The sequence below is a fragment of the Paraburkholderia sp. J11-2 genome, assembly GCF_905220185.1.
In the GTDB taxonomy this organism is placed as follows: Bacteria; Pseudomonadota; Gammaproteobacteria; order Burkholderiales; family Burkholderiaceae; genus Paraburkholderia.
In genome coordinates this window covers 306351-330803 of the sequence record NZ_CAJMYY010000005.1, presented here as the reverse complement: position 1 = coordinate 330803, position 24453 = coordinate 306351, and the positions used below count along the sequence as shown (strand labels likewise).

18 protein-coding genes are annotated in these 24453 nt (G+C 64.4%); 12 read left to right on the top strand and 6 right to left on the bottom strand.

Going from position 1 to position 24453, the window contains the following annotated elements; genetic code table 11:
* Nucleotides 1–502 precede the first annotated feature (502 nt).
* The 3 genes from nirB (at nucleotide 503) to U5A57_RS09910 (ending at nucleotide 7725) form a co-directional block, all read left to right on the top strand.
* A complete protein-coding gene (gene nirB, locus U5A57_RS09920; protein ID WP_321910420.1) occupies nucleotides 503–3079 on the top strand; it encodes a nitrite reductase large subunit NirB in 2577 nt (858 codons plus the stop codon).
* A 29-nt stretch (nucleotides 3080–3108) separates the two neighbouring features.
* Nucleotides 3109–3456, top strand: coding sequence for a nitrite reductase small subunit NirD (gene nirD / locus U5A57_RS09915; protein WP_321910337.1), 348 nt, complete (start codon nucleotides 3109–3111; stop codon nucleotides 3454–3456).
* A gap of 72 nt (nucleotides 3457–3528) precedes the next feature.
* On the top strand, nucleotides 3529–7725 hold the full coding sequence (locus tag U5A57_RS09910; protein ID WP_321910335.1) for a sulfite reductase subunit alpha: 4197 nt from the start codon (nucleotides 3529–3531) through the stop codon (nucleotides 7723–7725).
* Here U5A57_RS09910 and U5A57_RS09905 read toward each other — a convergent pair.
* Nucleotides 7679–7978, bottom strand: coding sequence for a hypothetical protein (locus tag U5A57_RS09905; protein WP_321910333.1), 300 nt, complete (start codon nucleotides 7976–7978; stop codon nucleotides 7679–7681). The genes U5A57_RS09910 and U5A57_RS09905 overlap by 47 nt on opposite strands.
* A gap of 183 nt (nucleotides 7979–8161) precedes the next feature.
* On the opposite strand from U5A57_RS09905, the gene cynR reads away from it, so the two are divergent.
* Nucleotides 8162–9058: a transcriptional regulator CynR gene (cynR, locus tag U5A57_RS09900; protein WP_321910331.1), complete on the top strand. Its 897-nt coding sequence runs from the start codon at nucleotides 8162–8164 to the stop codon at nucleotides 9056–9058.
* 38 nt (nucleotides 9059–9096) lie between these two features.
* On the opposite strand, the gene U5A57_RS09895 is transcribed toward cynR, so the two are convergent.
* Nucleotides 9097–10485: an alkaline phosphatase family protein gene (locus tag U5A57_RS09895; protein ID WP_321910328.1), complete on the bottom strand. Its 1389-nt coding sequence runs from the start codon at nucleotides 10483–10485 to the stop codon at nucleotides 9097–9099.
* A 106-nt stretch (nucleotides 10486–10591) separates the two neighbouring features.
* Entirely contained in the window at nucleotides 10592–10804 is a 213-nt protein-coding gene (locus tag U5A57_RS09890) for a hypothetical protein (RefSeq protein ID WP_321910326.1), read from the bottom strand.
* A gap of 296 nt (nucleotides 10805–11100) precedes the next feature.
* On the opposite strand from U5A57_RS09890, the gene ilvD reads away from it, so the two are divergent.
* On the top strand, nucleotides 11101–12960 hold the full coding sequence (gene ilvD / locus U5A57_RS09885; protein WP_321910324.1) for a dihydroxy-acid dehydratase: 1860 nt from the start codon (nucleotides 11101–11103) through the stop codon (nucleotides 12958–12960).
* A gap of 138 nt (nucleotides 12961–13098) precedes the next feature.
* On the opposite strand, the gene U5A57_RS09880 is transcribed toward ilvD, so the two are convergent.
* Nucleotides 13099–15342 carry an NADP-dependent isocitrate dehydrogenase gene (locus U5A57_RS09880; protein ID WP_321910322.1) on the bottom strand — a complete coding sequence of 748 codons (2244 nt, stop codon included), beginning with the start codon at nucleotides 15340–15342 and terminating at the stop codon, nucleotides 13099–13101.
* A gap of 433 nt (nucleotides 15343–15775) precedes the next feature.
* On the opposite strand from U5A57_RS09880, the gene U5A57_RS09875 reads away from it, so the two are divergent.
* Together U5A57_RS09875 and U5A57_RS09870 are read left to right on the top strand one after the other, a co-directional pair.
* Nucleotides 15776–16192 carry a MarR family winged helix-turn-helix transcriptional regulator gene (locus U5A57_RS09875; RefSeq protein WP_321910319.1) on the top strand — a complete coding sequence of 139 codons (417 nt, stop codon included), beginning with the start codon at nucleotides 15776–15778 and terminating at the stop codon, nucleotides 16190–16192.
* Nucleotides 16193–16253: 61 nt separating this feature from the next.
* Nucleotides 16254–16502 carry a hypothetical protein gene (locus U5A57_RS09870; RefSeq protein ID WP_321910318.1) on the top strand — a complete coding sequence of 83 codons (249 nt, stop codon included), beginning with the start codon at nucleotides 16254–16256 and terminating at the stop codon, nucleotides 16500–16502.
* Between the two features lie 34 nt (nucleotides 16503–16536).
* On the opposite strand, the gene U5A57_RS09865 is transcribed toward U5A57_RS09870, so the two are convergent.
* Nucleotides 16537–17361: an alpha/beta hydrolase gene (locus tag U5A57_RS09865; RefSeq protein WP_321910316.1), complete on the bottom strand. Its 825-nt coding sequence runs from the start codon at nucleotides 17359–17361 to the stop codon at nucleotides 16537–16539.
* 224 nt (nucleotides 17362–17585) lie between these two features.
* Nucleotides 17586–18494: a LysR family transcriptional regulator gene (locus U5A57_RS09860; protein WP_321910314.1), complete on the bottom strand. Its 909-nt coding sequence runs from the start codon at nucleotides 18492–18494 to the stop codon at nucleotides 17586–17588.
* Nucleotides 18495–18611: 117 nt separating this feature from the next.
* Between U5A57_RS09860 and U5A57_RS09855 the strand changes: the two genes are divergently transcribed.
* The 5 genes from U5A57_RS09855 (at nucleotide 18612) to U5A57_RS09835 (ending at nucleotide 24298) form a co-directional block, all read left to right on the top strand.
* Entirely contained in the window at nucleotides 18612–19490 is an 879-nt protein-coding gene (locus U5A57_RS09855; protein ID WP_321910313.1) for an alpha/beta hydrolase, read from the top strand.
* Nucleotides 19491–19521: 31 nt separating this feature from the next.
* Nucleotides 19522–20940, top strand: coding sequence for a 3-isopropylmalate dehydratase large subunit (gene leuC, locus U5A57_RS09850; RefSeq protein ID WP_321910311.1), 1419 nt, complete (start codon nucleotides 19522–19524; stop codon nucleotides 20938–20940).
* Complete coding sequence (gene leuD, locus U5A57_RS09845) at nucleotides 20933–21571, top strand: 3-isopropylmalate dehydratase small subunit (protein WP_321910308.1); 639 nt, start codon at nucleotides 20933–20935, stop codon at nucleotides 21569–21571. The genes leuC and leuD overlap by 8 nt, the downstream gene beginning before the upstream one ends.
* 98 nt (nucleotides 21572–21669) lie before the next feature.
* The gene (locus U5A57_RS09840; protein ID WP_321910307.1) at nucleotides 21670–22992 is read left to right on the top strand and encodes an MFS transporter; all 1323 of its coding nucleotides are present in this window, start codon (nucleotides 21670–21672) and stop codon (nucleotides 22990–22992) included.
* Between the two features lie 115 nt (nucleotides 22993–23107).
* Nucleotides 23108–24298 (top strand): sugar transporter, encoded by a 1191-nt coding sequence (locus U5A57_RS09835; RefSeq protein ID WP_321910305.1) that lies wholly within the window; start codon nucleotides 23108–23110, stop codon nucleotides 24296–24298.
* The last annotated feature ends 155 nt before the right edge of the window (nucleotides 24299–24453 follow it).

Below are 24453 nucleotides of genomic sequence, written 5' to 3'. Positions count from 1 at the left end.
GCACGTCGCGCGGCCCATAGTTGCATCGCCCGGCGACGCTGCCGGACGCTCGGGCTAACGCAAGTTCCAGACCAGCGCGCGCGCATTCGCCCCGCCCGCACGCTGGCAGGGCGCCCCCCAATTGACGACGCCGCAACCCGCAAGCGGGAGGCGCACAGCGAATGTGCTGCACGGCACCAATCTTGTGCCCGCTTGCATCACGATGCGTGCGCCGCATCAGTGCCGGACGCCCTGCGCGCATACCGCCGAAGTCCGCCAGACGGGGCGTTGTGCGGGATGCGCGCGAATTGGCACAGTGCTTGCGTATTGCTTCACAGCAAGTGCCATAGCGAATCAATGGGGATTCGGCTGCAAGCAGCAAGCGCGGCGCACAAGGGTTTCGTATTCAGGGCAACGGCGTCCCCCGAATCTGGCTTCTTTAGAAGCTGGAATCGCGGGACGCCTTTTTTATTGGCAGAGGCTCATGGTGCAAGCAACGAACGAAGTGAACAGTTCGGCCGCGATGGAGATCGTCGTCGTCGGCCACGGCATGGTGGGCCACAAATTTCTCGAATGCATCCTTGCGGACGGCGCACCCAACGCGCGCGTGACCGTGCTCTGCGAAGAGCCGCGCCCCGCTTACGACCGCGTGCACCTCTCCGAATTCTTCGCGGGCAAGTCGGCTGACGACCTCTCGCTCGTGGCGCCCGGCTTCTTCGAGCGCGAGAACGTGCGCCTCGTGCTCAATGCCAAGGCGGTGTCGATCGATCGCGAGGCGCGCACCATTACGGTGTCCAACGGTGAGACGCTTGCGTACGACAAGCTCGTGCTGGCCACCGGTTCCTCGGCGTTCGTTCCGCCCATCGCGGGCAACGATCGCGCCGATTGCTTCGTCTACCGAACCATTGCCGACCTGGAAGCAATGCAGGCGCGCGGCGCGCACGCGAAATCGGGCGTGGTGGTGGGCGGCGGCCTGCTCGGCCTCGAATGCGCGAAAGCCCTGCGCGATCTGGGCCTCGACACGCATGTGGTGGAATTCGCACCGCGCCTCATGGCGGTGCAGGTGGACGACGACGGTGGCCGCATGCTGCGCGGCAAGATCGAAGAACTCGGCGTGAGCGTACACACGCAGAAGAACACCTTGGCGATCGTCGACGGTGAAACGGCCGCCAACCGCATGCAGTTCGCCGACGGCACGCACCTCGAAGCCGACATGATCGTGTTCTCGGCCGGTATTCGTCCACGCGACGAAATCGCCCGCGCCTGCGGCCTCGATATCGGCGCGCGCGGTGGCATCGTGATCGACGACCAGTGCCGCACGAGCGACACGAACATCTACGCCATCGGCGAATGCGCGCTGTGGCAAGGCCAGATCTTTGGCCTCGTCGCCCCCGGCTACGACATGGCGCGCATCGCCGCGAAGGCGCTGGCGGGCGTTGCGGCGGACTTCGCGGGCGCCGATATGAGCACCAAGCTCAAGCTGATGGGCGTGGACGTGGCGAGCATCGGCGACGCGCACGGCAAGACGCCCGGCAGCCGTTCGTTCCGCTACGCCGACGAGCGTCGCCAGGTCTACAAGAAGATCGTGGTGTCCGATTGCGGCAAGAAGCTGCTCGGCGCGGTCATGGTGGGCGACGCAAGCGAATACGGCACGCTGCTGCAGATGATGCTCAACGGCATCGAGCTACCCGAGTCGCCCGAATTCATGATCCTCCCGCAGGCCGACGGCAAGGTGAAGCCTGCCCTCGGCGTGGAAGCGCTGCCCGACGCCGCGCAGATCTGCTCGTGCAACAACGTTTCGAAGGCCGAAATATGCGCGGCCGTGCGCGACGGCGCGACGACCATCGCCGCCGTGAAGGGCGCATGCAACGCTGGCACGTCGTGCGGTGGCTGCGTGCCGCTCGTCACGCAGGTCATGAAGTCGGAAATGAAACGCCAGGGTCTTGCCGTGAACAATCACCTGTGCGAGCACTTCCGCTATTCGCGCCAGGAGCTGTATCACATCGTGCGCGTGGAAGGCATCAAGACGTTCGCCGAACTGCTCGCGAAACATGGCAAGGGGCTCGGTTGCGATATCTGCAAGCCGGCCGTGGGCGGCATTCTCGCCTCTTGCTGGAACGAATTCGTGCTGAAGAAAGAGCACGCGAGCCTGCAGGACTCGAACGACTACTACCTCGCCAACATTCAGCGCGACGGCACGTATTCGGTGGTGCCGCGCATGCCGGGCGGCGAAGTCACGCCCGAAGGCCTTATCGCCGTGGGGCAGGTGGCGAAGAAGTACGGGCTCTACACGAAGATTACGGGCGGCCAGCGCGTGGACCTCTTCGGGGCGCGTGTCGAGCAGTTGCCCTTCGTGTGGGAAGAGCTGATCGCAGCGGGATTCGAATCGGGGCACGCCTACGGCAAGGCCTTGCGCACGGTGAAGTCGTGCGTGGGCTCGACGTGGTGCCGCTACGGCGTGGGCGACTCGGTGGGCTTCGCGATCGAACTCGAGAACCGCTATAAGGGCCTGCGTGCGCCGCACAAGATCAAGTTCGGCGTGTCCGGCTGCACGCGCGAATGCGCGGAGGCGCAAGGCAAAGACGTCGGCATCATCGCGACCGAGAAGGGCTGGAACCTCTACGTGTGCGGCAACGGCGGCATGAAGCCGCGCCATGCGGAGCTGCTCGCTGTCGATCTCGATCAGGCGACGCTCGTGCGCTACGTCGACCGCTTCCTCATGTTCTACGTGCGCACGGCTGACCGTTTGCAGCGCACGAGCGTGTGGCGCGACAACCTCGAAGGCGGCCTCGACTATCTGATCGACGTGATCGTGCACGACAAGCTGGGCCTTGGCGCCGAACTCGAAGCAGAAATGCAGCTCGTGGTGGACACCTACGAATGCGAATGGAAGAAGGCCGTGACCGATCCTGAAACGCGCCGCCGCTTCCGCCACTTCGTCAATAGCGATGCAGGCGACCAGCACGTCGCCTTCATTGAAGAGCGCGGCCAGATCCGGCCGGCCACGCCCGAGGAGCGCACGCAGGTGTCGCAAGCGGCGCCGCATTTCACGCGACATGAAGCGCTGAGCGCGATTCCGGTAGTCGTCGAAACCGTCTGATTCCCTTTTATCGAACCGAGGAGTACGAAATGAGCAACGAACTTAGGCAAGGCGACTGGGTTCCCGTCTGCACGCTCGACGATATCGTGCCGAACACCGGCGTGTGTGCGCTCGTGAAGGGCGAGCAGGTCGCTGTGTTCCATGTCGACGACGGCGGCGCGCGCGTGTACGCCATCGGCAACTACGACCCGAACTCGCATGCCGCGGTGCTTTCGCGCGGACTCGTCGGCAGTTTTGGTGAGCGTGTCGTAGTCGCTTCGCCGATCTACAAGCATCACTTCGATCTGGCCACTGGCGAATGTATCGAAGCGCCCCAGCATTCGGTCAACGCGTTTGCCGCACGCGTGGAAAACGGTCAGGTCTGGGTTGCCGCCTGACATGACGAAGGCGCGGCGCGCACGTAGCGCCGCGCACCCTGAATCTGTTTCAAGCTGATATCGATCGACCGCATGAGCAGCGAGAGCGTAAAAAGCGTTTGCCCGTACTGCGGCGTAGGCTGCGGGATGATCCTGCACGTCGAGGACGGTCAGGTCGCGAAGATCTCCGGCGACGCCGAGCATCCGACCAACTTCGGCCGCCTCTGCACGAAGGGTTCCTCGGCGCACGTGGCGCTGCGCAAGTCGGGGCGTCTCGAGCGTGCCTTCGTGCGCCATGCGCGCGACGAGGACCCGGTGCCGCTGCCGCTCGCGCAGGCGATCGCCGATACCGCGCGCCGCCTGCGCGCGACGCTCGACGCGCACGGTCCCGACGCACTGTCGTTCTACGTATCGGGGCAAATGTCGATCGAGGCGCAGTATCTCGTGAACAAGCTCGCCAAGGGCTTTGTGCGCACCAACAATATCGAATCGAACTCGCGTCTGTGCATGGCGAGCGCGGGCAGCGGCTACAAGCTTTCGCTGGGCGCGGACGGCCCCCCGGGCTCGTATCAGGACTTCGACAAGGCAGACCTGTTCTTCGTGATCGGCGCGAACATGGCGGACTGCCATCCCATCCTGTTCCTGCGCATGATGGACCGCGTGAAAGCGGGCGCGAAGCTCATTGTGGTGGACCCGCGCCGCACGGCGACCGCAGACAAGGCTTCGCTCTTTCTGCAGATCGCGCCGGGCACCGACCTCGCGCTGCTCAATGGCTTGCTGCACCTGCTGCACAAGAACGGTCACACCGACGCAGACTTCATTGAACAGTACACCGAAGGATGGGACGCGCTGCCCGCGTTCCTCGACGACTACACGCCGCAGAAGGTCGCTGAAATTACGGGCCTGGCCGTTGACGACATTCTCCGCGCGGCGCAGATGATAGGCGAAGCGCCCGAGTGGATGAGCTGCTGGACCATGGGCCTGAACCAGAGCACGCATGGCACGTGGAGCACGAACGCGATCTGCAACCTGCATCTGGCGACGGGCAAGATTTGCCGCCCCGGCAGCGGCCCGTTCTCGCTCACGGGGCAGCCGAACGCCATGGGCGGGCGTGAAATGGGCTATATGGGGCCGGGCCTGCCCGGCCAGCGCACGGTGCTCGCGCAAGACGACCGTGCATTCGTGGAAGCGGCGTGGGGTGTGGCGCCCGGCACGCTGCCCGTGAAAGTGGGCGGCGGCACCATCGACATGTTCTCGCGCATGGCGGCGGGCGAGATCAAGGCGTGCTGGATCATCTGCACGAATCCCGTTGCGAGCGTCGCAAACCGGCAGACGGTGGTGGCTGGCCTGAAAGCCGCCGAACTGGTGATCGCCCAGGACGCTTTTCTGGACACCGAAACGAATCAATACGCCGACGTGCTGCTGCCCGGTGCGCTCTGGGCCGAGGCCGAGGGCGTGATGATCAACTCCGAGCGCAACATGACGCTCATGCAGCAAGCCGTCGAAGCGCCAGGCGAAGCGCTGCCCGACTGGCAGATCATCGCGCGCGTGGCCTGCGAGATGGGTTTTGCGCACGCGTTCAGCTACCAGAGCGCCGCCGAGGTATTCGACGAAATCACGCGGTTTTCGAACCCGAAGACGGGATACGACCTGCGCGGCGCAAGTCACGCGAAGCTGCGCGAAACGCCGCTGCAATGGCCCATCGCACCGGACGCCATGAACGATCGCAACCCGCTTCGCTATGTGAACGATGGCGTGAGCCAGACGCTGAAGGAAAACGCAGACGGCACACGCCCTCGCATCGCTTTCGCAACGCCCCACGGCAAGGGTGTGTTCTTCGCGCGCCCGCATGTCGCGCCCGCCGAACTGCCGGATGGCACGTATCCGGTCGTATTCAACACGGGCCGGTTACAGCATCAGTGGCACACCATGACGAAGACCGGCAAGGTGCCGATGCTCAACAAGCTCAACCCGGGCCCCTTCGTCGAGATTCACCCGGAAGACGCCGCCGCGCTCGGCATTGCCGCGAAGGATCGCGTGGAAGTGCGTTCGCGCCGCGGGTGGGTGGTGCTGCCTGCCGTCGTGACGGAGCGCGTGCGCCCCGGCAACTGTTTCGCGCCCATGCACTGGAACGACGTGTATGGCGAGGAACTCTGCGTGAACGCGCTCACGAGCGATGCGGTTGACCCCATTTCCCAGCAGCCCGAATTGAAATTCTGCGCGGTGGCGCTCTCGCGCGTCGGTCCGCAATCTGCGCCGCGCGAGAGCGAGCGCACGCCGGATGCCGCCGATGCCTTTGCCGATGCGGCCACGCTCGACGCGAGCCCGCCGCAAGCCGTCAACCCGTTTCAGGAACTCGACATGTCCCGTATCGATGCCTTTTCTCAGCTACTCGGTCTCGACGACATCGCCGCGCCACAACTGAGCGACGCAGAGCGCCAGTACCTCTCGGGCTTTGTCGGCGGCCTGCGTTCGTTGAGGGCAGCCGAGCCCGTTGGCGTGCCCGTGCTGCCCGCGCATGCCCCCTTTCCGGCCGGCACGCGCGTATGGCTGGACGGGCTGCTGGCGGGCTTGTTCAGCCGCGGCGAGCCTGGCGCGCGTACGGCTTCGCTCGCCGTGCCGGCCGCTCCTGAAGAAAAGCCGCATGGTGTGCGCATTGCGCACACGCGCCCGAAGGTCGTGTTGCTGTGGGCTTCGCAAACGGGCAATGTCGAATCACTCGTCGAGCAGTACGCCACGCAGCTCATGGAATCGGGCTTCGAGATCCGCACGGCCAGCATGGCCGATTACCCGCTCGCCAGCCTCGAAAAAGCACAGTACGCACTCCTGATGACGAGCACCTTCGGCGACGGCGACGCGCCGGACAATGGCGAGGCGTTCTGGAGCGCGCTCGCGGAGGAGAATGCGCCGCGTCTTGCATCGCTGCGCTTCTCGGTGCTCGCCTTCGGCGACCGCAACTACGACGCGTTTTGCGGTCACGGCCGCAAGCTCGACGCGCGCCTCGAGGCGCTGGGCGCCACGCGCCTCATGGAGCGGGTGGATTGCGACAGCGAGTACCAGAGCGCCGCAGACGCATGGCTCGATCGGATCGTCGTGCGTATCAAGCAGGAAGATGCGGCGCTGCACGCCGTGCCCGCCGACGGTTCGATTCCCGAGGTGCTGCCAGGATGCGCGGCGACCAAAGCGCGCCCGGCCGCCTCGAAGCTCCTGAGCAACGTGCGCCTGAACATGAAGGGCGCGACGAAGGATACGCGCTACTTCTCGCTTGCAACGGGCGAGGCGGGCCTCGACTATGAAGCGGGCGATGCGCTCGGCGTGTGGCCGACCAATTGCCCCGCGCTCGTGGACGAATTGCTGGGCCTCACGCGCCTCGCCGCCGACACGTCGGTTGCCGTGAGCGGCCAGGGCGAGATGCGCCTTGGCGAGGCGCTCAGCAAGCACTACGAGATCGCGCGCCCGAGCCCCGATGCGCTTGCGTTCATTGCTTCCCGCACGCGCTCGCGCGGTCTGGCCGAGATGCTGGACGAGGCGCGCAAGGGCGATCTGCGCAACTGGCTCTGGGGCCAGCAGCTCGCCGACGTGCTGCACGAATACCCCATCGACATGACCGCGCCGGAACTGCTCGGCATGCTCAAACGCCTGCAGCCGCGGCTCTATTCGATTTCGTCGAGCCCGAAGGCGCACGCGGGCGAGGTGCATCTGACCGTATCGGCCGTGCGCTATAACAACGGCCGCCGCGAGCGCAAGGGCGTGGCGTCGACCTTCCTCGCCGACCGCGCGCACGAGGGCAGCGTGCCCGTGTTCGTGCAGAAAAGCACGCATTTCCGGCCACCGCGTAATGGCGACGCGCCGATGATCATGGTCGGCCCCGGCACCGGTGTCGCCCCGTTCCGCGCATTCCTGCACGAGCGGCAGGCGCGTGGCGATACGGGCCGCAACTGGCTCTTTTTCGGCGAGCAGCACGCAGCCACCGACTTCTACTATCGCGACGAACTGGAGCAAATGCGCAAGGACGGCCACCTCGACCGCCTCGATCTCGCGTTCTCGCGCGACCAGACCGAGAAGGTGTACGTGCAGGATCGTATGCGCGAGCAGGGCGCGCAGCTATGGGCGTGGCTGCAGGAAGGGGCACACCTCTACGTGTGCGGCGATGCGAGCCGCATGGCGAAGGATGTGGATGCGGCGCTCCGGGACGTGGTGGCGGCCCATGGCGGCATGAGCGCCGAGGCCGCGCACGACTATGTCAGTGCGCTCGGGCGGGACAAACGCTACGTGCGCGACGTCTATTGACGGGGCAACACGCGACTACCGTCGTGCCCGGCGAACGGCGGCCGCCCGCGCGCCACGTTTTCAGCGCGCGAAAGCGCCGCGTGCGCGCCTGGCTCGCGCGCACGAAACTTTCATCTTCATTGCCGAGCCCGGCATAAAGGCCGCCCTCGGCGCCTTTGGCCACAACGGGTTCGGGCAGCAGGACGGCGATGAGAAACGTCAGGCACGAGCCTGCGAACACCGCCGCCACGCTCATCGAGATCGACTCGAACATCCGTTTGCTCCCCGGTAGAATGGTGTCCGGCAAGCGATGCCGCGCGCCATGCGCACGGGATCGCGGCCGTCGCAAACTATTTTGCGCAGGGCGCGCGCTCGCGTCCAAGACGATATTTGGATCGTCGCGATAAGCGCACCTTATGAAAAGAATCCGGAGACATTCGGGAGGCAAGCCATCTTGATGCTTCGCTCGATACGCTACGTGCTCACCGTGGCGGAGTTGAAGAATTTCACGCGCGCAGCCGAAGTGCTGCACGTTTCGCAGCCGGCGCTCTCACAGCAGATCCGCCAACTGGAAAACGAGCTTGGCGGGGCGCTGTTCGACCGCAGCGGCCGGGCCATCAGCCTCACCGAATTCGGGCGCGTGTATATCGACCACGCGCGCCAGGCGCTCGCGCATCTCGACGCGGGCAAGCGTGCGCTGCACGACGTGCGCGACCTCACGCGCGGCCTGCTGCGGCTCGCCTATACCCCCACTTTCGCGGAATATCTGATCGGCCCCGCGCTGCGCAGTTTTCGTGAAGCGCATCCGGCTATCGCGCTCGACGTGAGCGAGCGGCCGCTGGAAGACATCGAAGGGGGACTCGAGCGTGACGAAATCGATCTCGGCATTGGCTTCACGGACGTGCGCTCCGATGAAATCGAAGTGCGTCCGCTCTTTGCCGAGCACATGGCGCTGCTTGTGGCCACGCGCCATCCGCTCGCGCGGCGCCGCGCCGAGGTGACGGCTGACCAGCTTGCGGCGATGCCGCTTGCACTGCTGAGCCCGGACTTCGTGGTGCGACGTTTCGCCGATGCGTATTTCCGCGCGCATCAGTTGATTCCGCGCGTCATGCTGCAGGCCAACTCGGTGGGCACGGTGCTCAAGCTCGTGAAGGACGGCACGCTCGCCACGCTCTTGCCATCGGCGGTGCTGCGCGAGCATCGCGGGCTCGTCACGCTGCCCGTCATGCCGGCGTTGCCGCAGCGCACGGTTGCGCTCCTCAAGCGGCGGCACGCATCGAGCACGCTCGCCGCCAACGCGTTTTCGGACGTGCTGTTCGGGTTGATTGCGCAGGAGGGGCTGGGCGAAGCCTGAGGCATGCGTCGCATGCCCCTTTCGGTTCGTTGATCCGCTCAGGATTGTCCGGACGAAAGCAGGTTGTGGAAGAAGTCCACCGCGTGCTGGCGAGTGCTCATCGCGCCGAGCGTGGCCGCCGGGTCGAGCCCGGTGCGCCGTGCCGTGCCGCTTACGAGACTCTTTTGCAGGTCGTTCAGCGGGCGGGCGAGGTTGGTCGCAATAAAGCCGGAGGCAGGCGGCGCGGCGATGGCTGGCAAGTCCGTGCGCGGCGTGTCCAGCGTGAGCAACGGCGCCAGCGTGGGCGCGGCCGCCACGCGCTTGCTCGCGAGCATGTCGGCGGGGGCGATGTCGAGCCAGTCGCGCAGCGTGGCGAGAATCGACGTGTGGTCGTAAGGCGTGGCGCTGGGCGAGCGAAATACCGTGCCCGGTGCGATATAGGGCGAAACCACGACCGCTGGCACGCGCACGCCAAAGCTGTCGAAGGCGAAGTTCTGGTCTCCGGGGTTGCTTGCGGTATCGGGCGCCACGGCGTTGGCGGGTGGCAGGACGTGATCGTAAGTGCCGCCGTGCTCGTCGTAAGTGATCACGAGCAGCGTTTCGGGCCATGCGGGCGAGGTGCTCAACGCATGCCAGATGTCGTAGAGAAAGCTTTCGCCCGCATAGACGTCGTGTGGCGGGTGCTGGTCGTTGGGATCGAGCAGAAAGCGCGGCTCGATGAACGAATACTGCGGCAGCGTGTTGTTCTTGCAGTCCGAGACGAAGTTGCCGAAGCGCTGGAAATTCGCTTTATATTTTGGATCCCATAACGTTGGGAACATGGTGAGCGTGAGCGACGGCGCGACGAGCGCGGCGCTGTACACGGCCCAGCTCATGTCCACGTCACTCAACACGTTGAAGATGGTGCGCACCTGCCAGTCGAACGGATCGGGCGGGGCGCCGTTGTCGACATGCCCGTTCGACGTGCCCGCGTGGGCAAACGCGCGGTTCGGCCACGTCTGGCTCGGCACGCTCGCGAACCAGGCGTCCGAAACGGCGTATTCGCGTGCGAGCGTTGCGAGCACCTTCAACTGGTCGGGGCTGTGGCACTGCATGACCTGGCTTGCATCTGTCGTCGCGGTCGTTTCGTAGTCTTGTACGAAGCCGGACATGGGCTCGGCCCCAGCGGCGTTGCCGAACAACTGGATGTGCACGTTTGCGAACGTTTCCTGCGGATCGGGGTCGGGCAGCGTGGCCGTGGAGGCCGGTGTGGTCGCGGCGATAGTGCCGCCTGCCCGGGTCGGGTTGCTCAGGCCCGCCTTGAGGCCGTCGAATGGCCGGTCCGCGCTGGCGGCGGGGAGGAAGTGCGTGGGGCTGCTGCCGTTCGTGTACAAGCCGCCAAGCATCGTGTCAAACGAACGGTTTTCGAACATCACGACAACGACGTGCTTGATGTTCTGCATGGGCATGGGTCTCTCCGTCGCGGGGACTGACGCAGAGTATTGGTGCAGCCGCACGCTTTGTGCAAGGTGCGGGAACCCTGAGCGAAGGGACCTGCCGGTGACTTACCCGCCCCTACCGCGTCCTCGCGCGCCAGATTTCATGTCCGGCGTAGATCGCCGTAAAGACGCCCAGCACAATCGCGCCGACCGCAACCGACTGGTCCCCGCTGCTGGCTGCCACGGCGCGCAGCCAGAGGTGTACACCCGTACCTGTCGCAACGAGTCCGAGCGCGAGGCCCGTGACGGCCAGATTCGCGCGTCGCCGCGCGTGTTGCCAATGTTTCATATTGCCCCCGAGGTGCTTGAGTTTGCGCGTCTGCACGACGCTGTATGGCCACCATACGCCGCCAGAATTCATTCGACATCTGCCGCCAAAAATGTGGAGGCGTCCAGGCATGCAAAGCGCGAATGATGGAGCGAGAAAAACCGCCAAAACCGCCGTGGACAGCGCGGCGCCGAGGCCTGTGGGATAATTACGGGTTCTGCCCAGAGCGCAGCTCAAGAGGTTGTTCGCAAGGGCATGCGTGGGGCCTTTATTCCCGTGGCCCGCTTCCTTTCTGCGATTTTTCTCCTACAGCCACAATGCCCGCATACCGTTCCAAAACCTCCACCGCCGGCCGCAACATGGCAGGTGCGCGCTCCCTCTGGCGCGCCACCGGCATGAAAGACGAAGACTTCTCCAAGCCGATCATCGCTGTCGTCAACTCGTTCACCCAGTTCGTTCCCGGCCATGTGCACCTGAAAGACCTCGGCCAGCTCGTTGCGCGCGAAATCGAAGCCGCGGGCGGCGTAGCCAAGGAATTCAACACGATCGCCGTCGATGACGGCATCGCCATGGGCCACGACGGCATGCTGTATTCGCTGCCGAGCCGCGACATCATCGCGGATTCGGTGGAATACATGGTCAACGCGCACTGCGCCGACGCCATGGTCTGCATCTCGAACTGCGACAAGATCACCCCGGGCATGCTCATGGCCGCCATGCGCCTGAACATTCCCGTGATCTTCGTCTCGGGCGGCCCGATGGAAGCGGGCAAGACGCGCCTCGCGAACCCCGTCACCAAAGCGATCGAAGTCAAGAAGCTCGACCTGATCGACGCCATGGTCATTGCGGCGGATACCAAGTACTCCGACGCCGAAGTGGCCGAAGTCGAGCGCTCCGCCTGCCCGACCTGCGGTTCGTGCTCGGGCATGTTCACGGCCAACTCGATGAACTGCCTGACCGAGGCGCTGGGCCTCTCGCTGCCGGGCAACGGCACCGTGGTCGCCACGCACGCGGACCGCGAACAGCTCTTCAAGCGCGCCGGCCGCCGCATCGTCGAACTCGCGCGCCAGTACTACGAGCAGGAAGACGAGCGCGTGCTGCCGCGCTCGGTGGGCTTCAAGGCGTTCGAAAACGCCATGACGCTCGACATCGCCATGGGCGGCTCGACCAACACGATCCTCCACTTGCTGGCCATTGCGCAGGAAGCGGGCATCGACTTCGGCATGACCGACATCGACCGCCTTTCGCGCGTCGTGCCGCAGCTGTGCAAGGTCGCGCCGAACACGAACAAGTACCACATCGAAGACGTGCACCGCGCGGGCGGCATCATGGCGATCCTTGGCGAGCTGGAGCGCGCGGGCAAGCTGCACACCGACGTGCCGACCGTGCACACGCCGACGCTCGGCGACGCGCTCGAGCAGTGGGATATCAAGCGCACCGAGGACGACGCGGTCAAGACGTTCTACATGGCCGGTCCGGCTGGCGTTCCCAGCCAGGTCGCGTTCAGCCAGAACACGCGCTGGCCGAGCCTCGACTCGGATCGCGCCGAAGGCTGCATCCGCTCGTATGAGCACGCGTTCTCGAAGGAGGGCGGCCTGGCCGTGCTGACGGGCAACATCGCGCTCGACGGCTGCGTCGTGAAGACGGCAGGCGTGGACGACAGCATTCTCGTGTTCGAAGGCACGGCTCACGTGACCGAGTCGCAGGACGAGGCGGTGGAAAACATCCTCGCCGACAAGGTCAAGGCCGGCGACGTCGTGATCGTGCGCTATGAAGGCCCGAAGGGTGGCCCCGGCATGCAGGAAATGCTCTACCCGACGAGCTACATCAAGTCGAAGGGCCTCGGCAAGGCGTGCGCGCTCCTGACCGACGGCCGCTTCTCGGGCGGCACCTCGGGCCTGTCGATCGGCCACTGCTCGCCGGAAGCGGCAGCGGGCGGCGCGATCGGCCTCGTGCGCGACGGCGACAAGATCCGCATCGATATTCCGAATCGCACGATCAACGTGCTGGTTTCGGACGAGGAACTCGCGCGCCGCCGCGAAGAGCAGAACGCCAAGGGCTGGAAGCCAGCGAAGGCGCGTCCGCGCAAGGTGTCGGCGGCTTTGAAGGCGTATGCGAAGCTCGTGATGTCGGCGGACAAGGGCGCCGTGCGCGACCTCTCGCTGCTGGACGACTAAGCCTGAACGCAGGGGCGGGCCGCAAGGCTCGCCTCAAGCAGAAAGGGCAAAAAAAATCGAGCCTCCCGATCACATCGGGAGGCTCGATTCATTTGGTGGTACGTCCCCCGCGACAAGCGCAGGGGCGGGTTCCATCAATTACTTCGCAACGGCTGCGAGCGCGGCGTTGAACGTCGTGCTCGGGCGCATGACTTCAGCGAGCTTCACGAAGTCCGGCTTGTAGTAGCCGCCGATGTCGACCGGCTTGCCCTGAACCGCAGCCAGCTCGGCAACGATCGTCTGCTCGTTGTCGGCCAGTGCCTTCGCGAGCGGTGCGAATTGCGCTGCGAGTTCCGCGTCGTCCTTCTGCGCGGCCAGTTCCTGTGCCCAGTACATCGAGAGGTAGAACTGGCTGCCGCGGTTGTCCAGCTCGCCGGTCTTCGGCGACGGGCCCTTGTTGTTGTCGAGCAGCTTGCCGGTGGCGGCGTCGAGCGTCTTCGCGAGCAGCTTGGCGCGCGCGTTGTTCGTCTTGATGCCGAGGTCTTCCAGCGACACAGCCAGCGCGAGGAATTCGCCGAGCGAGTCCCAGCGCAGGTGGTCTTCCTGAACCAGCTGCTGCACGTGCTTCGGAGCCGAGCCGCCTGCACCCGTTTCGTACATGCCGCCACCCGCCATCAGCGGAACGATCGAGAGCATCTTCGCCGAGGTGCCCAATTCCATGATCGGGAACAGGTCGGTCAGGTAGTCGCGCAGGATGTTGCCGGTGACCGAGATCGTGTCCAGACCGCGGATCACGCGCTCGAGCGTGTAACGCATCGCACGGACTTGCGACATGATCTGGATGTCGAGGCCGTTCGTGTCGTAATCCTTCAGGTACGTTTCGACCTTCTTGATCACTTCGTTTTCGTGCGGACGGTACGGGTCGAGCCAGAACACGGCCGGCGTGTTCGAGTTCTTCGCGCGCGTGACGGCGAGCTTGACCCAGTCGCGGATCGGCGCGTCCTTCACGAGACACATACGCCAGATGTCGCCTTGCTCGACGGGCTGCGTGAGGGCTTCGAGGACTTCGCCCGTGGCGTTGTCGACGATGCGCGCCGTGCCGTCTTGCGGGATCTCGAACGTCTTGTCGTGCGAACCGTACTCTTCAGCCTTCTGCGCCATCAGGCCGACGTTCGGCACCGTGCCCATCGTGCGCGGGTCGAATGCGCCGTTGGTCTTGCAGAAGTTGATGATTTCCTGGTAGATGCGCGCGAACGTGCTTTCCGGAATCAGGCACTTCGTGTCGGCCGGACGGCCGTCGGCGCCCCACATCTTGCCGCCTGCGCGGATCATGGCCGGCATCGAAGCGTCGACGATCACGTCGTTCGGTGCGTGCAGGTTCGAGATGCCCTTGGCCGAGTCGACCATGGCGAGCGCCGGACGGTGCTCGTGGCAAGCGTGCATGTCGCGAATGACTTCTTCGCGCTGCGATTCCGGCAGCGTTTCGATCTTCGTGTAGAGATCGACGAGGCCGTTGTTGACGTTCACGCCGAGCTGTTCGAACAGCTTGGCGTGCTTCGCGAACGCGTCCTTGTAGAACGTGCGCACGGCGTGGCCGAACACGATGGGGTGCGAAACCTTCATCATGGTCGCCTTCACGTGCAGCGAGAGCATGACGCCGGTCTTGCGTGCGTCTTCCATCTGCTCTTCGTAGAAGGCCAGCAGGTGCTTCTTGCTCATGAACATGCTGTCGACGATCTCGCCGGCTTGCAGCTTGACCTTCGGCTTGAGCACGATGGTCTCGCCGCCCTTCGTCACGAGCTCCATGCGGACTTCACGGTCCTTGTCGTTCGTGATCGACTTTTCGCCGTGATAGAAGTCGCCGTGCTTCATGTGCGCGACGTGGGTGCGCGAAGCCATGCTCCACTCACCCATGCTGTGCGGGTGCTTCTTCGCGTAGTTCTTCACTGCGAGCGGTGCGCGGCGGTCCGAGTTGCCTTCGCGCAGCACCGGGTTCACGGCCGAGCCGAGGCACTTCGAATAGCGCTTCTGGATGGACTTTTCTTCGTCGGTCTTCGGATCTTCGGGGAAGTCAGGGACCTTGTAGCCCTTGCCCTGGAGTTCCTTGATCGCGGCGACGAGCTGCGGCACCGATGCGCTGATGTTCGGCAGCTTGATGATGTTCGTTTCCGGCAACTGCGTGAGACGGCCCAGTTCGGCCAGATTGTCCGGCACGCGCTGGTCTTCCGTGAGGAATTCCGGGAACTCGCCGAGGATACGGCCCGCAACGGAGATATCGCTGGTCTCGACGTTCACGCCGGCCGGCGCAGCGAAGGTGCGGATGATCGGCAGAAACGCGCTGGTGGCGAGCAGCGGCGCTTCATCGGTCAGGGTATAGATGATGGTGGGTTGCTGGGTACTCATCGGCTTCTTGGCGGGGTTCAAAAACGGGGTGATAACACCACCGGCTGCGCGCAGTCGGCGAAACACCTGGATTTTGCCTGAATTTGCAGCCGGCCGGGGGCCAACAGTGCATGTATTTCATATCGTGGAATGTGCTTGCGCAATGTTAATTGACCAGAAAGTCGGAGCGTTTGCCTTGATTGGCCGGCCGCGCGCTGAAAACGTTTCCGCGCTGGAGCCCCGTTGCATAAGGCTTTGCAGGGTGATTCCGGGGATTCGCTCACCGCCCTGAGATTTTGTGGATCGTACCCTTGATAATGTGTCAAGTTGGTAAAGACCCTTGTGAAAAGAGAAGTGAATCGGGGAGTCTTATATAAGAATTTTGCTCCGTCAGCCTCGCTCGAGCGCGCAATAACGGTTGCCTTGCTAATCAATTCGTGGTCTCATTCGTTCCATGTTCGATCATTGCCTTTACTTCAATTCGTCGGCGCTCGCGCGGCTCGTCGAGCGCGAGTGGAGCGCCGCTTACGCGCCGTTCGGCCTCACGCCCGCGCAAGGCTTCGTGCTGCGCGTGGTGCTGGCCAAGCCTGGGTGCCTGGCGAGCGATGTCGCGCAAACGCTCGGCATTGCGCGGCCCACGGCCACGCGCCTCGTGGACACCCTGTGCGAGAAGGACCTGCTCGAGCGCCGCCAGGGCGAGGCCGACGCCCGCGAATGGGGTCTCTTTCCCACGGCGAGCGGCGCGGCGCTCGACGGCCCGATCAACGGTGCGAGCGCCGAAGTCGCGCGCCGCCTGCGTGCGCAAGTGGGCTCGGACCTGTTCGAGTCGACGGTCACCGGCATGCGCAAGATGCGCAAGGGTCTCGCCTGAGGCGTTCGCGCCTTTTTTAAAACCTCAATGATTGTCTTGCTAATCAATAAGGAGAAGAACGATGAGCGAAGCGGCGCTGAAAGGGACGGCGGAGGAGGCCTGGCGTTGGGCAATTGGCGTGGCGATCGCCGCGCTGGCGGTGGGAGCGGTCGTCGCGGCAATTCTTTACATGCCGCGTGCCGTGGAGGTGAACAACCGCGCGTGTATTGCGGCCTACGCGAATGACCTGCACGCGGACCTCGCGGCGTTCGCACAGGATCCGGCGTGGCAGGCGCAATACGTCGAGGCGCTTACGGCGTGCGCGCGCTAAATGGGCACATCAAGCGGGCACGCCGCGCACCGCATTACTTGCGATTGAGGAACGCGAGCAAGTCGGCGTTGACCTGATCGGCCAGCGTCGTGCACATGCCGTGCGGGGCGCCCGGGTAGATCTTGAGCGTCGCGTCCTTGACGATTTTCGCGGAGAGCTTGCCGGCGTCGTCGATCGGCACGATCTGGTCGTCGTCGCCGTGCAGGATCAGCGTGGGCACGTCGAACTTCTTGAGGTCCTCCGTGTAATCGACTTCGGAGAACTCGTGCACGCAGTCATGCAACGCGAGGATGCCGCCCCACATGCCCTGCTGCCAGAACGAGTCGATCACGCCCTGCGAGACTTTTGCGCCGCTGCGGTTGTAGCCGTAGAACGGCACAGCCAGGTCCTTGAAGAACTGCGAGCGATCGTCGATCACGCCCTTGCGGATGCCGTCGAACACATCTTTGGGCAGGCCGCCCGGATTCTTCTCGCTCTTGATCATGATGGGCGGCACCGCGCCGATCAGCACCGCGCCCGACACGCGCTTCGTGCCGTGGCGGCCAATATAGCGCGCGACTTCGCCGCCGCCCGTGGAGTGGCCAACGAGCGTGGCGTCCTTCACGTCGAGCTTGTCGAGCAGGTCGGCGAGGTCGTCGGCCCACGTGTCCATGTCGTTGCCCTTGGCGGGCTGCTCGGAGCGGCCGTGGCCGCGGCGGTCGTGCGCGATCGTGCGAAAGCCGTTTTGCACGAGAAAGAGCATTTGGGCGTCCCAGGCGTCGGCCGTGAGCGGCCAGCCGTGGGAGAAAACGACGGGCTTCCCGCTGCCCCAGTCCTTGTAATAGATCGACGTGCCATCGCGGGTGGTGAAGGTGCTCATTGGAAACTCTCCAGTTTCTAACTACAGCATCACGAAGCAGACAGACGCCGGCGCGCATGCGCGCGCAGTCGCGTTTCGCGCGGCAGTACGTGACGGCGTCCAGGGATGGGCAATGCAGGTGGAACGTGCCCGAACCTGAGCCTCATGGAAAGAGGCGCAAGGCACGCGAAAGAGTATAGAGAGAACGCCTGATCGACGACGCGAGGGTGTGCGGCCCGGCGTGGCTAAGCCATTTCCGCGCCAACCGCATCGCGCAGATAGTCGCCGAGAAACTCGACGAAACTGCGCAGCTTCGCCGAAAGCTTGTTGCGCTCGAGATAGATCGCATGAATATCGGCGTTCGGCAGCGACCATTCGGCAAGCAGCGGCACGAGTTCGCCGCGCTCGATGTGCTCGCCGATTTCCCACTGCGAGCGCACGACAATGCCGCGTCCGTCGAGCGCCCAGCGCAGCACGGTGCTGCCGTCGTTGCTCGAGAGCGCGCCGTCGACCTTCACGGTTTCCGTGCGCTTGCCGCGCGAAAAGTGCCAGGTGCCGTATGCCGAGTCGTTTTCGCGCAGCACGATGCACGCGTGGCGTGTCAGATCGTGCGGTGCCGATGGATTGCCATGCCGTTTCAAATACGCCGGCGAAGCGCACACGATGCGCTGATTTTTCAGCAGCAAACGCGCGTTGATGCGCGCGTCGGGCACCTCGCCGAAGCGAATGCCGAGATCGAAGCCTTCTTCCTGCAGGCTGAGCGGGCGCTCCGTCAATTGCAGCTGGATTTTCATCGAGGGAAACCGCTCGACGTAAGCGGAAACCGCGGGCGCGACGTGCGCGCGGCCAAAACCGAACGACGCGTTCACGCGCAGCAGCCCGGCCGGTTCGCCGCGGCTGCGCGTGACGAGCTGCTCCAGCTCCGAGAGCTCGTCGAGGATGCGCGAGCCATTCGCGAGATACAACTCGCCTTCCGGCGTGAGCGAAAGACGCCGGGTGGTGCGGTTCACGAGCCGCACGCCCAGGCGCTGCTCCAGTTGCGCGAGACGCTTGCTCACAGCGGGCGGCGTGACGCCCAGTTCGCGCGCGGCCGCCGCCAGATTGCGGTTGCGCGCCACGAGCGCAAAGAGATTCAGATCGGAAAACGCGTCCATCGAGCCGCTCCCGTTGCCGTGCGTGATTCGTTCCTGAAAGTTACGACCGGATTGCTTTTGCGGAAACCCAATCGCCCAAGGCATCAATTAGACTGCATGCAACCTCGGGAGACAAGCATGTTCGAAGGTTTCACCAACGTGTCGGCGGACATTGAAGGCGTCCGCATTCACGCAATCAAGGGCGGACGCGGCCCGGCGCTGCTGCTCCTGCACGGCCATCCGCAAACGCATGCCATCTGGCACAAGGTGGCGCCCACGCTCGCGGAGCACTTCACGGTCGTTGCCGCCGACCTGCGCGGTTACGGTGACAGCGGCAAACCGCAGGGCACGTCCGACCACGCCAACTATTCGAAGCGCCGCATGGCGCTCGATCAGGTTGGGCTCATGCGCGGCCTCGGCTTCGCTTCGTTTGCGGTGATGGGCCATGACCGGGGCGGTCGTGTCGCCGCGCGCATGGCGATCGATCATCCGGACGTGGTCACGCAACTCGTGACCCTCGACGTCGCGCCAACGGTCGCGATGTACGAACAGACGTCGTTCGAGTTCGCGCGTGCTTACTGGCACTGGTTCTTTCTCGTGCGCCCGGCGCCGTTTCCGGAAACGCTTATCCGCGCCGACCCCGATCTGTATTTGAAGCAGACCATGGGCGCGCGTAGCGCGGGGCTCGCGCCTTTCGCGCCCGAGGCCTACGCGGAATATTGGCGCTGCCTTTCGGACCCCGCAACCGCACACGGAATCTGCGAGGACTATCGGGCGTCGATCACGATCGACCTCGAACACGACCGCACGGATCTGGCGGCGGGCAAGCGCATCGAGTGCCCGTCCCTCGCGCTGTGGGGCGCGCAGGGCACGGTTGGCCAGTGCTTCGATCCGCTGGCGGAGTGGCGTAGCTGGAACGCGAACGTAAGCGGCGAGGCGCTGCCGTGTGGCCACTACATCGCGGAAGAAGCGCCCCAGTTGCTCCTCGAACGCGTGCTGCCTTTTCTGCAGCGCTGATTCGATCGTCATTTTTTAGTCGGGCTTCATTATGTCCTCACAAACGCTTTACCGGAAACTGGTTGATTCGCACACCGTATCGATCATCGACGCCGAGCACGTTCTGCTCTACGCCGATCTGCACATCATGAACGAGTACACGAGCCCGCAAGCGTTCGCGGGCTTGCATGAGAAGGGCCTGCGCGTGCGCCGCCCGCGCCAGCAGATGGGCGTGGTCGATCACGTCATTCCCAGCAAGCCGGTGGCGGTAGCCGCACGCACGATCGAGATCGTCGATGCCGCGAAGCAGGCCGCGAACTTCACACACAATTGCGTGGAGCAGGGCATTCATCTGTTCGATATCCACGACCCGATGCAGGGCATTGAGCATGTGGTCGCGCCCGAAATCGGTCTGATTCGTCCTGGCATGGTCGTGCTGTGCGGCGACAGCCACACGACGACTTACGGCGCACTGGGCGCGCTCGGGTTCGGCATCGGCACCTCGGAAGTCGAACACGTGTTGGCGACGCAGACGCTGGTGTACCGCGTCGCAAAGGACATGCGCATCGTCGTGGACGGCGCGCTGCCGCCGGGGACGACATCGAAGGATCTCGTGCTGCACATCATTGCGAAGATCGGCGCGCAGGGCGCACGCGGCTACGCCGTGGAATATGCGGGCGAAGCCATTGCCGGGCTCTCAGCCGAGGCGCGCATGACCCTGTGCAACATGACCGTGGAGGCGGGCGCGCGCGCCGCGCTGATCGCGCCCGATCGCACGACGCTCGACTACGTGGCCAGCAAGGTGCGCGACCTCGATGCAAAGACGCTCGACGCCGCATGCAACGCATGGTCGAAACTGCGCTCCGATGACGACGCGCATTTCGATATCGAGCATCGCTTCGACGCCGCGCGCGTTGCACCCTACGTGACATGGGGCACGAGCCCTGACCAGGCCGTGCCGGTGGACGGCCGCATTCCCGAAGCGGCCGAAGGCGCGGGTCTCGACGCCGCGACGCTGCACAAGGCGCTCGATTACATCGGCCTCGCCGCAGGCGCGCCGATCGAGGGCACGCCAATCGACCGCGTGTTCATCGGCTCCTGCACGAATGCGCGCATCGAGGACCTGCGCGCCGTCGCCCATGTCGTGCGCGGCCGCAAGGTGGCCGCGACGGTGCGCGCGATGGTCGTGCCGGGTTCGGGTATGGTGCGCGACCAGGCGGAGCGCGAAGGCATTGCGCAGACGCTGATCGACGCGGGGTTCGAGTGGCGTCAGCCGGGCTGCTCGATGTGCCTCGCGATGAACGACGACGTGCTAGCGCCAGGCGAGCGCTGCGCCTCGACGACGAACCGCAATTTCGAAGGGCGCCAGGGGCGCGACAGCAAAACGCATTTGATGAGCCCCGCAATGGCCGCCGCCGCCGCGCTGGCGGGCCGCATCGTCGACATTCGCAAGGAGCTTGCACATGGCTAAGCCGTTCACGATCTCGGGCGTTGCCGCGCCACTGCCCGTCAACAACCTCGACACCGACCAGATCATGCCCAAGCAGTTTCTGCTCGGCATCGACAAATCGGGGCTCGCGCGCGGGCTGCTGTACGACTTGCGTTTCGTTGCCGATGGCCGCGTGCGTGAGGATTTCGTGCTCAATCGTCCTGAGTATCGCGACGCGAAGGTGCTGATCGGGGGCTCGAACTTCGGCTGCGGATCGAGCCGCGAACATGCCGTGTGGGGCTTGCAGCAGGCGGGTTTCGAAGCCGTGATCGCGCCGAGCTATGGTGAGATTTTCTACTTCAATTCGACGAACAACCGCTTGCTGCTCGTCACGCTGCCGCCGGAACAAATCGAGGCGCTGGTCGCGGAGATCGCGAGCGGCGACGACAAACACGTATCGATCGATGTCGACAACGAAGTGGTGATCGCGCCTTCGGGGCAGCGCTATGCGTTCTCGCTGCCGGCACGGCAGAAGCAGATGCTCGTGGAAGGGCTCGACATGGTCGGTATGACGCTGCGCCAGCAGGAAGCGATCGACGCCTTCGAGGCGAAACATTGGGCGACGCAGCCGTGGTGCCGCATCGATCTGCCGGCGCAGCAGCAACGCGCTTAATCCCCTTGCTATAACCAGACCGTTCGTGCATCGCGCGCAACGGCACAGGGGCGCACTCACCGCCATGCGCGGCAAGTGCGCCCATACGGAGACAACCCATGAGCATTGCCGCAGTCCATCCGCAGGACGCCGCCGCGCTGGAGCCCAGCGTTGTGCGCAAGGTCTCACGGCGCATCACGCCGTTCATCATCGTCCTGTATTTCCTGAGTTTTTTGAACCGCGTGAACGTCGGCTTCGCGGGGCTCACGATGAATCACGACATCGGGCTCACGCAGGCCATGTTCGGCGTGGGCGCGGGGATTTTCTTCGTCGGCTATATCGCGGCGGGCATGCCGTCCAACCTTGCGTTGCAGCGCGTTGGCGCGCGCAGATGGATCGCACTGCTGATGGTTGCATGGGGTCTGCTTTCCGCAGCCACGGCGTTCGTCACGGGCCCATACAGCTTTTATACGCTGCGTTTCGTGCTCGGTCTCGCTGAAGCGGGCTTCTTTCCAGGCATCATTCTTTACCTGAGCTTCTGGTTTCCCGCGCGCCACCGTGCATTCGTCACGGCCATGTTCATGACCGCCGCGCCGCTCTCGAACATGATCGGCTCGCCCATTTCCGGCGCGCTCATGAACCTGGAGGGCGTGGCGCATCTGCACGGCTGGCAGTGGCTCTTCCTCGTGGAAGGCGCGCCGACCGTGCTGCTCGGCATCGTTTCGTACTTCTATTTGACTGACCGGCCCGAGGACGCACAGTGGCTCGCGCCCGCCGAGCGCCAGTGGCTGAGCGCCGAAATGCGGCGCGAGCGCGAAGCGAAAGCGGCACAGAGCAAGTCGAGCGTGTGGGGCGCAGTGAAGGACCCGCGCGTGCTGCTGCTCGCGCTCGTCTATGCGGGCACGTCGACCGGACTCTACGCCATTGGCATCTGGGCGCCGATGATCATCCACCGCTTCGGCTTCAGCTACTTCGAACTGGGTATCGTGAACGCGATTCCGAACCTGTTCGCGGTGGTGACGATGGTGCTCTGGGCGCGCAACTCGGACCGCACGAACGAGCGCCGCCTGCACGTTGCGATTGCGTGTCTCGCGGCCGGCATCGGCATGCTGATGTCCGGTCACGCCGCCAATGTCATTGTGCTGATCATCGGGCTCTCGATCGCGAACTTCGGCATCAACGCGGCGAAGCCGCCGCTCTGGAGCATGCCCACGCAGTTTCTCTCGGGCTCTGCCGCCGCCGCGGGCATTGCGCTCATCAACGCGATGGGCAGCCTCATCGGCGGCACGATCGGCCCGATGGTGATTGGCCGGTTGCGCGACGTGAGCGGCGACTATTCACTGGGGCTGTATTTCGTCAGCGCCACGCTGCTTGTTTCGGCCGTGCTTGCCTATGCGTTCGGACTGCGTGCCCGGCGCGCGGCGGTTCGCGTAAGCCAGTGATCTGCGCCGGCCCTCGCTGCTTGCGGCGAGGGCCAGAAGAGGCACTGTACGGTTCGGAGAGCTTGAAACGCGCGATACGCGATAATTGCCCTTTATCGATTCCCGCATCTCTCGTATGTCGACGCCTGAACCGGTCTCTTCCGGGCACTCGTGGTGGGGCGTGCTCGTCCTGGCGCTTTCGGCCTTTATTTTCAACACGACCGAGTTCGTGCCCGTTGCGCTGCTGAGTGCCATTGGCGACAGCCTTAACATGCAGCCGACCGACGTCGGCCTCATGCTGACGATCTACGCGTGGACGGTGGCCGTGGCGTCGCTGCCCTTGATGCTGCTCACACGCAACGTCGAACGCCGCAAGCTGCTGACCTGGATATTCGGGCTCTTCATCGTCAGCCATATCGTGACCGGCGTGGCGTGGAATTTCACGGTGCTGATGGTGGGCCGCGTCGGTATTGCATTTGCGCACGCGATATTCTGGTCGATCTCCGTTTCGCTGGTGGTGAGGCTCGCGCCGCCCGGCAACAAGAGCCGTGCGCTCGCCATGCTCGGCATGGGCACATCGATCGCGATGGTGGCGGGCATTCCGCTTGGGCGCGTGATTGGCGAGACGCTGGGCTGGCGGCAGACTTTCTTCGTCATCGCGGGCGCGGCGGCGGTTGCGCTGCTGATGTTGCGCATGTGGCTGCCCGCCTTGCCGAGCCAGCAAACGGGCTCGTTCAGCAGCGTACCCGTGCTGTTCAGAAAGCCGATGCTGGCCTCGCTTTATCTGCTGACGATACTCGTCGTGACCGCGCACTTCACGTCGTATACGTATATCGAGCCGTTCATTCACACCGTGGGTCACGAAAGCAGTCAGCGCATCACCTATATCCTGATCCTGTTTGGCGGTGCAGGCATTCCAGCGGCCATTTGCTTCAATCGCCTTTACCCGCGCGATCCTGCGCAATTCCTGCAGGCGGCTGTGATCGCCGTGTGCGTATGTCTGCTCGTCCTGTTTCCCGCTGCGTTGAGCATCGTCACGTTGTCGGTTCATACGCTGGTCTGGGGCGGCGCGATCGTTTCTTTTGGCCTTGCGATGCAGGCATGGGTGCTCAAACTCGCGCCGCAAGCCACGGACCTCGCGGTCTCGATCTATTCCGGGCTCTATAACGTGGGGATCGGCGCGGGCGCGCTGCTGGGCAACCATATCGCCAACGGCTTTGGCGTGTCGTGGGTCGGCTCGTTCGGCGGCGTGGTGGGCGGCCTTGGGGCAGCGGTGTGCTGGCTCGCATTGCGCATGTATGCGCGGGCGCATCCTTCGGACCATTGAAGCGCGGCTTGGCAAGCTGCTGATCGATGGCCCTTTAGCCAGACTGGACATTTCGCGGCGGAGGCGGCGCGAAGTCGGACTACTATGGCACTGCTGGCCGCGTAAAGGTCGTTTGACTCAGCCAGGCGCCGGCCTGGAATCTTCCGATTGAGTAA

What these genes read in the sequence shown, in the direction of transcription:
- nirB (WP_321910420.1), top strand. Translation starts at nt 503, where the DNA reads ATGGAGATCGTCGTCGTCGGCCACGGCATGGTGGGCCACAAATTTCTC.
- nirD (WP_321910337.1), top strand. Translation starts at nt 3,109, where the DNA reads ATGAGCAACGAACTTAGGCAAGGCGACTGGGTTCCCGTCTGCACGCTC.
- leuC (WP_321910311.1), top strand. Translation starts at nt 19,522, where the DNA reads ATGTCCTCACAAACGCTTTACCGGAAACTGGTTGATTCGCACACCGTA.
- cynR (WP_321910331.1), top strand. Translation starts at nt 8,162, where the DNA reads ATGCTTCGCTCGATACGCTACGTGCTCACCGTGGCGGAGTTGAAGAAT.
- U5A57_RS09875 (WP_321910319.1), top strand. Translation starts at nt 15,776, where the DNA reads ATGTTCGATCATTGCCTTTACTTCAATTCGTCGGCGCTCGCGCGGCTC.
- U5A57_RS09890 (WP_321910326.1), bottom strand. Translation starts at nt 10,804, where the DNA reads ATGAAACATTGGCAACACGCGCGGCGACGCGCGAATCTGGCCGTCACG.
- U5A57_RS09865 (WP_321910316.1), bottom strand. Translation starts at nt 17,361, where the DNA reads ATGAGCACCTTCACCACCCGCGATGGCACGTCGATCTATTACAAGGAC.
- U5A57_RS09905 (WP_321910333.1), bottom strand. Translation starts at nt 7,978, where the DNA reads ATGTTCGAGTCGATCTCGATGAGCGTGGCGGCGGTGTTCGCAGGCTCG.
- U5A57_RS09835 (WP_321910305.1), top strand. Translation starts at nt 23,108, where the DNA reads ATGTCGACGCCTGAACCGGTCTCTTCCGGGCACTCGTGGTGGGGCGTG.
- U5A57_RS09870 (WP_321910318.1), top strand. Translation starts at nt 16,254, where the DNA reads ATGAGCGAAGCGGCGCTGAAAGGGACGGCGGAGGAGGCCTGGCGTTGG.
- ilvD (WP_321910324.1), top strand. Translation starts at nt 11,101, where the DNA reads ATGCCCGCATACCGTTCCAAAACCTCCACCGCCGGCCGCAACATGGCA.
- U5A57_RS09860 (WP_321910314.1), bottom strand. Translation starts at nt 18,494, where the DNA reads ATGGACGCGTTTTCCGATCTGAATCTCTTTGCGCTCGTGGCGCGCAAC.
- U5A57_RS09910 (WP_321910335.1), top strand. Translation starts at nt 3,529, where the DNA reads ATGAGCAGCGAGAGCGTAAAAAGCGTTTGCCCGTACTGCGGCGTAGGC.
- U5A57_RS09895 (WP_321910328.1), bottom strand. Translation starts at nt 10,485, where the DNA reads ATGCCCATGCAGAACATCAAGCACGTCGTTGTCGTGATGTTCGAAAAC.
- leuD (WP_321910308.1), top strand. Translation starts at nt 20,933, where the DNA reads ATGGCTAAGCCGTTCACGATCTCGGGCGTTGCCGCGCCACTGCCCGTC.
- U5A57_RS09855 (WP_321910313.1), top strand. Translation starts at nt 18,612, where the DNA reads ATGTTCGAAGGTTTCACCAACGTGTCGGCGGACATTGAAGGCGTCCGC.
- U5A57_RS09840 (WP_321910307.1), top strand. Translation starts at nt 21,670, where the DNA reads ATGAGCATTGCCGCAGTCCATCCGCAGGACGCCGCCGCGCTGGAGCCC.
- U5A57_RS09880 (WP_321910322.1), bottom strand. Translation starts at nt 15,342, where the DNA reads ATGAGTACCCAGCAACCCACCATCATCTATACCCTGACCGATGAAGCG.